9 protein-coding genes and 1 pseudogene are annotated in these 12617 nt (G+C 37.2%); 3 read left to right on the top strand and 7 right to left on the bottom strand.

Annotation, left to right across the window (positions count from 1 at the left end; translation table 11 throughout):
- Positions 1-63 precede the first annotated feature (63 nt).
- Positions 64-585, top strand: a complete 522-nt coding sequence (locus tag AAEY62_RS10015; RefSeq protein WP_007584047.1) for an SEL1-like repeat protein — start codon at positions 64-66, stop codon at positions 583-585.
- A 2-nt stretch (positions 586-587) separates the two neighbouring features.
- Here AAEY62_RS10015 and AAEY62_RS10020 read toward each other — a convergent pair whose 3' ends face one another.
- From AAEY62_RS10020 to dinG, 6 genes are read right to left on the bottom strand one after another with little or no spacing between them, the layout of a single operon-like run.
- Entirely contained in the window at positions 588-740 is a 153-nt protein-coding gene (locus tag AAEY62_RS10020) for a DUF2496 domain-containing protein (protein WP_007584045.1), read from the bottom strand.
- The gene (locus AAEY62_RS10025; protein ID WP_007584043.1) at positions 724-1005 is read right to left on the bottom strand and encodes a late competence development ComFB family protein; all 282 of its coding nucleotides are present in this window, start codon (positions 1003-1005) and stop codon (positions 724-726) included. The genes AAEY62_RS10020 and AAEY62_RS10025 overlap by 17 nt, the downstream gene beginning before the upstream one ends.
- Before the next feature lie 51 nt (positions 1006-1056).
- Positions 1057-1950, bottom strand: coding sequence for a histone deacetylase family protein (locus AAEY62_RS10030; protein ID WP_350634895.1), 894 nt, complete (start codon positions 1948-1950; stop codon positions 1057-1059).
- A 13-nt stretch (positions 1951-1963) separates the two neighbouring features.
- Positions 1964-2572, bottom strand: coding sequence for a primosomal replication protein (locus AAEY62_RS10035; RefSeq protein WP_007584039.1), 609 nt, complete (start codon positions 2570-2572; stop codon positions 1964-1966).
- Between the two features lies 1 nt (position 2573).
- Complete coding sequence (locus AAEY62_RS10040; RefSeq protein WP_002958254.1) at positions 2574-3350, bottom strand: sulfite exporter TauE/SafE family protein; 777 nt, start codon at positions 3348-3350, stop codon at positions 2574-2576.
- The gene (gene dinG / locus AAEY62_RS10045) at positions 3350-5425 is read right to left on the bottom strand and encodes an ATP-dependent DNA helicase DinG (RefSeq protein WP_350634896.1); all 2076 of its coding nucleotides are present in this window, start codon (positions 5423-5425) and stop codon (positions 3350-3352) included. Before dinG ends, AAEY62_RS10040 begins: the two co-directional genes overlap by 1 nt.
- A gap of 193 nt (positions 5426-5618) precedes the next feature.
- Between dinG and AAEY62_RS10050 the strand changes: the two genes are divergently transcribed.
- Entirely contained in the window at positions 5619-7961 is a 2343-nt protein-coding gene (locus tag AAEY62_RS10050; RefSeq protein WP_024590776.1) for a DNA polymerase II, read from the top strand.
- 243 nt (positions 7962-8204) lie between these two features.
- Positions 8205-11072, top strand: a complete 2868-nt coding sequence (locus AAEY62_RS10055) for a TonB-dependent receptor domain-containing protein (protein ID WP_024590777.1) — start codon at positions 8205-8207, stop codon at positions 11070-11072.
- Between the two features lie 227 nt (positions 11073-11299).
- Here the strand turns inward: AAEY62_RS10055 and AAEY62_RS10060 are convergent.
- Positions 11300-11577: pseudogene (locus AAEY62_RS10060) on the bottom strand (integrase core domain-containing protein); the annotation flags it as partial.
- Positions 11578-12617 lie beyond the last annotated feature (1040 nt).

Genomic DNA, 12617 nt, shown 5'->3' on the forward strand with positions numbered 1-12617 from the left:
GTTTATAAAAAGTGTAAGCCATATTCGGAACTGGCATATAAAAATAATAAATTAAGGATAAGAATGAAAACGTTCTCAGTAGTTTCTATGGTATTTATCACTTTTTTGGGTGGATGTAATTCAAGCTCAATCAACCTTTACAGTGATACCACCATGAAAAAGAATGAATACAATGGTATTAAAGCGTATCGAAAAGGACAGTTTGAGGCCGCTTTCAATTATTTAAAAGAGCCTGCTGGGCTAGGCTATAAAAGCGCACAATACACGTTGGCGTTTATGTTTTTGAAAGGCCAATACTTGGAGCAATCTACTAAACTAGGGATGGGCTGGCTAGGCGTTGCAAAAGAAGCGGGGGTTGAAAATTGGTCTGCGCAATACGATGTATTTTACAGTGCAGCGACTACGCAGCAAAAACAACAAATAGACGAAACAGTTGCGTTGTATATAACGCAATTTGGCGTTAAAGCACAAAATATGACCTGTCGTCGTTCAACTTCGCCTAGGCGTACATTTGGTGAAGTTAAAATTGATTGCACTAAGCACGAAGGTAGCGTTACCGAGCACGACATACAAATAATAGAATAGAGTTATGGCTTTTCTAGCTTTTTTTCAAAGTCGCTTTTAACAATATCGAGTGCTTTTAAGACCTCTTCTGGAGCAACATCGTGTTGCTCTAGTATCATAATTAAATCTACTGCAAGTTTAATATGTGTAGGGGCTTGATCAAGTGGACTTGTCATTTAACTCTTTCTTTTTTGATATTTGGCTAATGGCGACATTTATTGCTGTTTGCACACGTTGTTCCATATGTATGCGTTCTGATTGCGGTAAATAAAACGCCATATCTACATCGTAGCGAATATATCGTGGCGGGAGCTGATTTAGTACCGTACAACAAAAGTCAGCCATTACATCTTCATCATATTTTTCATCAAGTTTAAGTTTGATGATTTCTTCAACTACAATCTTTTCGTAATAGTTGTGTATGTCTTCGTGTAATCGCATATTCCCACCGCTTTAAAATAATCCGTTTAACTGAGTCTATACTAAGGCTTACTATAAATCGATAGCGGCTTTAAATAGTTGTTTATGAACATTAATTAGTGAACTCAAATTACGCTGATAACCGCCACCTAAAGCGCACATTAGTGGGATTTGATGTTGCTTACAGAAGTTGAGAACAAACAAGTCGCGCTCATATACGCCATTGAGCGATATATTAAACAAGCCTAACTCGTCTTTAGTGTAAATATCAGCGCCTGCATTATACAAAATAATATCAGGGTTATGTATGCGCACGCAAAAATTGAGTGCTTGCTTTAATGTAGCAAGGTACTCATCGTCGGCTGTTTTAGCGGGCAATGCAAAATCGTAAGTGGACTCTTGTTTATTAAGAGGAAAATTTTGCTCACAATGAATTGAGCAGGTAATAATTTGGTTATGGTTTTGAGTGATTTGTGCTGTGCCATCGCCTTGGTGTACGTCGCAATCAAAAATTAAAACAGTGTCGGCTTGCTCTGTATTTATTAAATGTGCTGCTGCAATAGCTAGATCGTTAAAAATACAAAAACCGCTACCGTAATCACTGTATGCATGATGATAGCCACCACTTAAATTAGCCGAAAAACCATGTTTTAGCGCGTGTTCACTACTTTGGATGCTTGCCCCAACTGATAGTAATGTGCGCTCTACCAATTCATTTGAATAAGGAAAACCCATTTTTTTTATGGCTTTATTGCTAAGCGTGCCGTTTAAAAAGTTATTTATATAAGTTTGATTATGGCACAGCGAAAGCTGAGCAGGCGTTGCTTTTATAGGTGAAGTAAAATTATTGGGCGTTAAGCCTAGTCCTTCAATTTCTGCTTTAAGCTTTTGGTATTTTTGTATTGGAAAACGATGGCGCTCAGGAAGCGTTAAAGCAGAATATAGCGGATGATAATAAAGCTGCATAGTAAAGTGCGCCTTAACGCAGCTGCTGCTTTTCTACTTGTTGAATTTTATCTTCGGTGGCAGAAATTGCTTTTCTGCAGCGGCCTAATCGAGCATGTGTGCTTAATATTTCAAGGTTAAGCTTTTGTGCTTTAGCTGGCGATGCTTTATCCATTTGCATTTTACGCTCTTCAATCATGAGCACTAAACGGCGTTCAAACTCATGGTTTTGTTTTAATTCGTCGTAAAGCTCGTGCGATGATTGCATTATTTTTTGTACCGCTTGCTTATAAACGGTTTGCTTAGGGCGTGGTTTATAATGGCTTTTGTTTTCTTTAACCCAAATAGGCGTTGATTTAATAACGTTGAATACAGCTTGTACCTGAGCTCCTATACGTTCAAGCGCGTAGGTATAAGCATGGCGATGCTCACTTGGCGGTAATCGTGACACTTCATCTTCTATTTCTATTACGTAATCGACTAGGTTCATGCTTTTTGTACTAAAAACTGCGCGGTCAAACAAGCTAGGTTGCGCTTGCATGTAACGATTTTTAGAAAAAAGTTTAGCTTTATCAAATTGCTCAGCTTGTTGTTTTAGCGTTGCAACTTGTTGACGTAGTTTATCTAAAGCCATTGAATGCATATTAAAAGTAAGCCTCGTAAATTAGTTTTAATGCTAAAAGTATAACCATAGTATTAAATACAGGGCGAATAAATTTACTACCAAAACGTATTGCTGAATGTGCTCCAAACCATGCGCCTAGCATAATAAAAAAGCCCATTGTTATGCCAAGTAAAAAGTTTACATGTCCGAGTGCTACAAAGGTGATGAGCGATATAAAATTAGAAACAAAGTTCATTGAACGCGCTAAACCACAATTGAGTAGCAAGTTCATTTTATAAAGCATGCCATTAGAAGCGGTCCAAAATGTCCCCGTACCTGGGCCTGCTAAACCATCAAAAAAGCCTAATGCTAAACCCTGTAGCCATTGTTTTATTTTCATCGCTTTGTTTAGTTTAGGGAGTTCATCGCCTTCGGTAGTACTTAAATTACCAAATAAGCTATAGCCAGCAACTAAAATAATAATAATGGGTAGTAGTTTGTTTAAAAAATCGATACTTAAATGATCAACAATAACAGTACCTATCAATGCACCTATTGCGGTAGCAATAATAGAGGCTGCCCAAAACTTAGGACTAAATAAGTTCTTTTTATAATAGGTATAGCTTGCCGTTAAAGAGCCAAAGCTAGCCGCTAATTTATTGGTGCCTAATGTTAAATGTGGAGGTAAGCCTGCAGTTAATAAAGCGGGCACAGTTAACATACCACCGCCACCGGCGATAGCGTCTATAAAACCTGCGGCAAGTGCAACAGCACATAAAACAGCCCAAGTTGTTGGATCGAGTGCGAGTTCAAACATTAATAATCTATTTGTCTTTTAAAAGGTGGTAGAGTGTCGAGCATGGCTTTACCGTATCGCTTAGTAACTAAGCGCCTATCGAGAATAGTAATACAGCCTTCATCACTCTCTTTTCGCAGCAGTCTACCACAGCTTTGTACCAATTTCTTTGCGGCGTCTGGTACGGTAATCGTTAAAAATGGGTTACCGCCTTTGCTTTGTACAAATTCTGCTTGCGCTTCTTCTATTGGCGAAGTAGGTACAGCAAACGGAATTTTGGTAATTATTAAGTTCTCTAAATATTTACCAGGTAAATCAAGACCTTCCGAAAGGCTCTGCGTTCCAAATAAAATACTGCCTTTGCCTTCGTCTACATTTTTGGTGTGTAATTTAAGCAACGCTTCTCGCGACATCTCACCTTGTACTAATAAGTTAAAACCTTTTGTTCTAAGAAACTTTGTTACGTGGTCCATTTGCCAGTAAGAAGCGAATAGTACAAGGTTCGCTTTTTTATCATCTAGGTACTCTGGTAATGTTTTAGCTAGGTGATCACTAAAGTCTTTATCGGTTGGTTCTACTTTAGATACCGGAATACGTAAAGTGGCTTGTTTGGGGTAATCAAAAGGAGAAGGTACTTTAATAAATTTAACGCCTTCTTCTTTAGCAAGTCCTGTTTCGTAAGCAAAGTGATCGAACGAGCCCAGTGCACTTAATGTAGCAGAGCACAAAACAGCGCCCGCGCATTCTCGCCACAATTTATCTTTTAAGTAATAACCGACCTCGATAGGGCAGTCGCTTAATAAGTGGTCGTGATGGCTTTTGTATTCAAGGCGTTTTATCCACCGTGCATGAGGAGCACCTTCGCCTTTTTTTGCGTAACTAAACCATAGTTTGTTTAGTTGTTCTAACCGGTTTATGTATTGACCGCTTTCGCCTAGTATTGGGTCGGCAACGTAAGGTTTTATGTCGCCATCACTTACATCTTGGGTAAGGGTGTCGTGCATTTTGTTTAAACAGCGCAGCGCATCTTGCGTGGCTTCGCTTATGTCTTTTGCTTTACTGTGCAATGATTGTGGAATTTCACCGTGTTCAAAGCGATAAGTATCGTCTTTTGAGTATTCAAAATCGGCATTATCAAGAATGTCGCGCACTACTTTTAAATCTTTATTCGCGTCATTAATGCTGTCGCAAAGTTTAAAGTTTTGCCCAATAGCTCTTTGCCCCACTAAAACCTTCGCCATTTTCCCGCTAAACTTGGTGAGCTTATCAAGCCATTCTATCGTGCCTTTAATTGTTGCTGCGGCCGATGAAAAATCGCGTGTTATATGTGCTAAATGATGCGCTTCATCAATTACGTAAATGGTGTTGTCGGGCTCTGGTAAAATTTTACCACCGCCTAAGTCTAAATCGGCAAGTAATAAAGAGTGATTAATTACCAGTACATCCATTTGCATTAATTGATTACGAGCAAGCTGAAACGGGCACGTTTGATGGGCCTTCATTTGGCGTTGGCATGAATGTTTATCGCACGCTATTAAGTTCCACACTCTATCGGGTACGGTATCAGCCCAGCTGTCTCTATCGCCTTGCCATTTTTTATTCACATAGGCGTTATATAGCTCATTCAAACACTTGGTTTCCATTGCGCTCAATGGTGAAGTAAGCGTTGGCATAAAGTCCATTTGTGTTTGGCTATCGCCGTTTACAGCATTATGTAATTTGTGGGCACAAATATAACGATGGCGACCTTTTACTAAATCAAATTTAAAGTCGAGGCCTGAATGCTTTTTAAAAAATGGGAGTTCTTTTGCTATTAATTGTTCTTGCAGTGCAACGGTTGCGGTAGAAATAACTAGCTTCTTTTTTTGCGCTAAGGCAAGCGGTAATGCGCCTAAACAATAGGCAAGAGACTTACCGGTACCGGTGCCTGCTTCAATTACGCAAATGCGCTGCTTTTTATGGTATTCGCCAGCAAGCGTTTTTGCTATTTCGGCTACAAGGTAGTTTTGACTGCTACGAGGGCGATAATCGTTTAGGTTGCTAGCCACATGCTGGTGTACTTGCCTAATTGTTTTTTTTAGTGAGTCAGAAAGCATGGGATGATTTACCTAAAGTATGTATATAATTACAGTGCTATGGATTTTAGAGTTATAAGAGTGTAACTACAAGAAGTGATGAGATTAATTTAGCAAATAAAGTATCTGAGTGTTTATTTAGGTTGAATGTATGGCTTTAAAGCATTTTGAATTAAGTAAAAACTTACATATATATGAATAAGGTTTAGTAATAATGTACTTAACAGCCGGTTTTATTGTTTCTTCTCATGCTTATGATACTGCTAACGGCATCTGCTACGAAGCGTGGTTTTGCAGTGATAAAGGGCCTATAAAAACTATATCAGTTAACGAAAATGCGCTGTTTTTTATCAAAAGTAAAGATGCTGAAATAGCGCATGAAATATTAGCAGCTGAGTCACTTATCTTTAATATTAAAAGTCTTGGGTTAAAAAACTTTCAGCAAGAAGATATGTCGGCCTGCTACTTCAAATCACTTAAACATTTTTATTCTGCTGCTAAAGCTTTAAAGCAACGTGGAGTTGTATTATTTGAAGAAGATATTCGACCAATAGAGCGCTACCTAATGGAGCGCTTTATAAAAGGAGGTGCTTGGATAACGGGTAATGTTTTTTATCAAAATGGTTATACATTAGTAACAGAGGCAAAATTAAAAGCAAATGATGAGTATTCCCCAGCTCTTAATAAACTCTCGTTAGACATTGAATGTAACGAAAGTGGCGTTTTGTTTTCTGTTGGACTTGTGGGCTGTAATTTAGACTGTGTTTTAATGATTGGCGAGCCAGATAGAGAAGCTGAAAACCTAGAGTTCGATATTATTTGGTGTGTAGATGAGGCTGAGCTGTTAAGGGGGGTCGAGCATTTTATTAAGCTTAGCGATCCTGATGTCATAATTGGCTGGAATGTAATTGAGTTCGATTTTTCGGTTATTCATGAAAGAGCGGAAGCACTAGGCATTAAGTTATTACTGGGTAGGGGAGATCAACCTTTATATGTTCGTAAAGGACACTTTACTCGAGTATCGATCCCTGGGCGATGTGTGGTTGATGGAATAGACACTTTAAAAAATGGTACATATAGTTTTGAGAGCTTTTCTTTAGCTAATGTTTCAAATCAAGTGTTGGGTGAGTCCAAATTAATAGACACGGCTAATAGTCTGCAGGAAATTATTAGGCAATTTAATGAAGATAAGCTTTCTTTAGCAAAATATAATCGACAAGATTGTATTTTGGTAAATAAAATTTTTGATAAATTAAAGCTACTCGATTTTTCTATTATAAGAACAAAGCTCACAGGATTAGAGCTTGAAAAAAAGGGCGGCTCTGTCGCTGCTTTTATTAATATGTATTTACCATTACTGCATCGCAGCGGTTATGTTGCCCCTAATATGGGCGATCATGGACTTACATTTGAAAGCCCAGGCGGTTATGTAATGGAGTCTATTCCTGGGCTTTATAAAAATGTCATTGTTTTAGATTTTAAAAGCTTGTACCCCAGTATTATGCAAACTTTCTACATTGATCCACTTGGACTGATAGAAGGTTTAAAAAATCCAAACCAAAGTGTGCAGGGTTTTAATGAAGCCCTATTCTCGCGAGACAAGCATCACTTACCTTTACTTGTTAAAAGCTTAGCGTCCCAAAGGCAGCTCGCCAAAGACAATCAAGATCAAATGCTTTCTCAAGCAATTAAAATAATAATGAATAGCTTATATGGTGTTTTAGGCTCAAAAGGGTGCAGGTTTTACGATCCTAGGTTATCTAGCTCTATTACGTTAAGAGGGCACGAAATAATGCTACAAACTAAAAGGTGGATAGAAGAGCTTGGTTATAGCGTTATTTATGGTGATACCGATTCTACATTTATTAAGTTGGATGATGATTTAACCCACGACGAGTGTAATGAAATTGGCGTGTTTTTAGCTAAAAAGATAACTACAGATTGGATTAACGAGATTAAACAAACGCACAACTTAACAAGTCATTTAGAAATAGAATTTGAATCTCTTTATAGCCCTTTCTTTTTGCCAACCATAAGGGGGAAGCTAGTTGGCTCTAAAAAGCGCTATGTCGGTAAATTAATTAAACCAAACGAATCAAAACTAGTATTTAAAGGATTAGAAACAGTAAGAAGTGATTGGACTAAACTTGCTCAACAATTCCAGTTCGACCTATTTACTAGTCTTTTTGATGGAAATTTAAATATAAATGACCTTGTTAAAGACTATACAACAAAGTTATACCAAGGTGATTTTGATCATTTACTCATTTTTAAAAAGAGATTAGGTCAAAACTTAATCGATTATAAAAAAAATATCCCCCCTCATGTTCAAGCAGTTAAAAAACACCAGAAAAAAAATAGCGAATTTACGGTCAATAGGGGGGAATTTGTTACATTCGTTTACACAACTGCTGGAGTTGAACTGTATCAAGGCTTTCATAGCTATGACTATGCAATTTATGTAGAAAAACAGATTGTACCGTTAATTGAAATGATTGGTCTTATAGTGAACTCAAATGTTGCTTTAGGGTTAGGTTTTCAAGGGGGGCTATTTTGACTGTACCCAAAATGGCAATTATCTTGGGTTTTTAACCTGCATATTTGTAATTAATTCTAATTTAGCTCGTTATTTATTCTTTATATCGTTTTAATCTTCTTTTTTGCAAAATCCCATTAACTTTTATTGGCTTTTTAGTGGTTTTTGTTTATTATTTGTTTTAGTTACTGTTAACTAACTGTAACTATAAAAATAAATAAATAATGATTGCTACGATTAAGTAGTGACACCAGGGAGAATCAAATGTTAAATAATCAAGTAGCTAAAGCGGTGCGTATTGCACTTGCTTTTGGCGCAGCTTCAACAGCTGTTTTTTCAGCAAATTCTTTTGCAGCTGAAGATGAAATAGAGAAAGTAGAGCGTATTCAAGTTACTGGTTCTAGAATTAAAAGAACTGACTTAGAAACATCTAGCCCTGTAACAGTAATGACTGCTGAAGAAATTAAGTTAAGTGGTTTTACTCGTGTTGAAGATGTTTTAAATCAACTTCCACAAATAGAAGCTGCTCAAAGTTCATTTTTAGCTAATGGCGCAACAGGTACTGCAACTGTTGATTTACGTGGCTTAGGCTCAAACAGAACCCTAGTGTTAATTAATGGTCGTAGAATGCAGGCCGGTAGCATAACGTCTCAAGTTGCTGATATTAACCAAATCCCAGCCTCTTTAATTAAACGCGTTGATGTGCTAACAGGTGGCGCAGCTGCAGTATACGGTGCAGATGCCGTAGCTGGTGTTGTTAACTTTGTTATGGATGATGAGTTTGATGGTATTTCACTAAATGTGGGTACATCTGGCTTCCAGCACAACAATGATAATAAATACATGCAAGGCTTGATGGATGATAAAGGCTATGACTACGATACAGGTAATACTGGAATCGATGGTAAAGCTTACAGCATCGACTTTACTGTTGGTGGTGGATTTGATGGCGGAAAAGGTCATGCCGTAGGTTATGTTACTTATAACCGTCAGAACGAATTAGTACAAGGTACTCGCGACTACTCATCGTGTGCTTTGGGTGGTAATGGTCAATCATGTAGTGGTTCTGCTACAACACCAAATCCTCATTTTGATATTTATCCGGTTGTAGATGGTGAAGTTGATTACGATCAGAATCTTTTTGGTTATTTGAATCCAAATGGCCAAGGTTTTATGGAAGATGATGGCTACCGTTATAACTTTGCACCGGTAAACCACTTCTTACGTCCAAATGAGCGCTTTACGTTTGGTACATTTATTGATTACGAAATAAATGAGCACTTTAGACCGTATTTAGAATTCTCATTTATGCACAACAGAACAGCTGGCCAAATTGCTGAATCTGGTACTTTTTATAACGAAGAAATCTTATTCGATTATAACAACCCATTGTTATCTGATCTTCAAAAAGAACAGCTACAAACTTTATTTAGCCAAGACGGCGATGATCAATTTGTTGCTTATATTGGTAAGCGTAACGTTGAAGGTGGTCCACGAGAAGATAACCTTGAGCATACGTCATACAGAATCTTAACCGGTATGGAAGGTGAGATTAACGATAGCTGGTCTTACGATATTAGCTATAACTACTCTGCAACAACATCAAGCTCAGTTTATAAAAATGATTTACTTTCGCCGAAAATTGCTCCACGCGTTGGTGCTGTAGGTACAGAGTGTGATACTGCAGATGGTTGTTTATTATACAACGTATTTGAACTAGATGGTGTTACCGCAGAGCAGGCAGCACAATTAGCTGGTGTTGGAACACAAACAGGCTTAGTAACGCAAATTATTTATAGCGGTTATGTTACTGGTGAATTTGATTGGACATTACCAACAGCATCAACTCCTATCGCTGCAGTGTTCGGTTTTGAGCGTCGTGAGCAAGATTACGAACGTGTTTCAGATACTGTTTATGAAGAAGGTCAACTGCTAGGTCAAGGTGGTCCTTCTCCGAGCTTGTATGGTGCTATTGATGTAAATGAAGTTTATGGTGAATTACAAATTCCTGTACTTGATGAATTAAATGTATCTGCTGCTGCTCGCTGGTCTGATTATTCAACAACAGGTTCAGATACTACATACTCAATTGGTACAGATTACACGATTGCAGATGCATACAAATTAAGAGCAAGTTATGCAAAAGTTGTGCGTGCACCAAATGTTGGTGAGTTATTTTCTGCACAAAGCATTAGCTTGTGGAGTGGTGATGACCCTTGTGCTGGTGATCCAAATGCTGCTGCTGTAGGTGACCGTCCAACTTATTCTGCTAGCCAATGTGCTAATACAGGTGTAAGTGCTTCACAGTACGGCGGTATTGGTGAGTCTCCAGCTGGTCAATATAATCAGTTCGCTGGTGGTAATCAGTTACTTGAGCCAGAAGAAGGCGATACAATCACAATCGGTTTAGTTGCAAATCCATTAGATGGATTTAACTTCTCAATTGATTATTTCAAAATTGAAATTGAAAAAGTAATTGGTGTTGTAGGTGCAGAAAGAATTATTAACAACTGTGCTGAAACAGGCGATGCATTCTTCTGTGACAATGTTACTCGTAGCCCATCTGGCAGCTTATGGTTAGGCCAAGCTGGTTTCGTTACAAACTTGAGCGATAACATTGGTGGTCAAACATGGGAAGGTGTTGACTTTACAGCAGCTTACAAAATGGACCTAGAAGAAGGTGCGTTAAACTTTGATATTAATGGTTACTACAGCATTCAAAAAGAAGTTGAACCTATTTTAGGTGATGCGGAATTAGCTTACGATTGTTCAGGCACTATTAGTACAGACTGTTTTGCATCTCCAAAATGGCGTCACACGGCTAATGTAAATTACCTACGCGATGATTGGCGTGTTGGTGTTAAATGGCGTTATTACGGATCTGTAGATTATGAAGGAACTGCAGATACGTTATTAATTGATGATGGCGGTATTGAAGCATATAACTTTATTGATGTTTCAGGTAGCTACTCATATAACGAGCATTTAACCTTTACTGGCGGTATGAATAATATCTTCGATAAAGAGCCACCGTTAGTTGGTAATACTGTAGCTTCTAATGCAAACACAGTTGCAGGTTTTTATGACACGCTAGGTCGCTTTGTTCATGTAAGCTTTAATCTGAAGTTCTAACTTTAAGTTACAGCTAAATAAAACCCATAGTGAATTTCACTATGGGTTTTTTAATTTAAAGCTATTAACTGTATTAGTGTGATTAATAAGAAATCAATCACCCATCGAATTTGCTCTAAATGAGATACTCGCCAGTTATTAAATGTACTAGATCAGACTCGATCTGACAGTTACCCGTTTATTAATCGGTGACTGTCAGTTTAGATTTGAGCTAAACTTTTCTCAGCCTAAATCGATTTTCCGTCTAATAATTTTTCTAATGTTGTTCTACACAGCACATTTTCCCCTGATGAGTTCAGTCATTATTTTAGTAAACCATCCATTCGTCTAGATCCTTCTGTAATTCATCCAGTGAACTATATAGTTTTTTACGGAATGTCACCTGATAAAACTCTTGCAATATCGTTTTATGGAAGCGTTCGCAGATACCGTTCGTCTGCGGTGATATGGCTTTAGTTTTCGTATGGTCGATATCGTTGATAGCTAAATAGAGCTGATAATCATTTTAAATTTACTATTTCTATCTGGTTGTAGTTCACTGAGTGAAGACTCTCTAAGCAGTAATGAAAATATGGCATGCGAAAAAATAGCGGTGACAGGTAGTAATATTAAAAAGCGTACATGCATGTCAAAAGAGTTGGCAGAAGAAAGACGCAAAAAAAACCAAGAGGCAATGAGAGAAATTAACAAAAGAGGGAATATTTACCAAGATAGGAACTAATTTTACTACTAAGTTTAATTGCAATACTTTAACTTATGTTTGAAATCTTAATGTGTTTGTACTAATAATAATACAGATAGGTTATCTATGTTAAGTAAACTATTTGCTATTAAACTTACCCCTCCTCCAAGCTACACTATTTCATTGATTTTCGACTATCTGCCAAACCTTGTTAACGTGGTAACTTTGTATTTAGTTGGTGCTTTCTCGTATTTCAATAACGTATGTTTTACAAAATTATTATATATTATTTTTCTATTTGCTCGATTAAGTGGTTGATTTTGATGGTAATAAGTTTTTTAAGTGATTTGTAATTTATAGCTTATTTATTCTGAGTAATTATAAATTTTAGTTGTTCTATTTATAGCGATAATTATTTTAGAGGCTCCCGCCAAAAGTATCTGTAAATATGAATATAGAGGATATCCCGCATTACACTTAAGAGGGGGCAACTCTTCTTAAGTACATTAAATATTACCAGTTAAGGCCGTATCAAATACATGCAGCTTATCTGATAATTTTGCATATTTTAACTTTGATTTTACGGTCGATGTGATACTCAAGTGAATATTATCAAATTAGTAAATAAAGAGATGGTTTCAATATTATTAGAACAAGTATTAAGGAATAATATTGGCCAGTTAATAACCAAATGTTCAAGCACTACCTTCACAATTGAGTTGATAATTTCCTGTCATTAAACAAACACTCATCAGTCGATGCTCTTTTCGAGTATAAAAATGATAATGAACATTTTTACGACATATCAAAGAAAGTTTATTTATGATTTGCAGCTGGCTAGATCAATAAATCAGGTTAAACGC

It is taken from the genome of Pseudoalteromonas sp. GW168-MNA-CIBAN-0100 (genome assembly GCF_040309225.1).
Taxonomy (GTDB): domain Bacteria; phylum Pseudomonadota; class Gammaproteobacteria; order Enterobacterales; family Alteromonadaceae; genus Pseudoalteromonas; species Pseudoalteromonas arctica.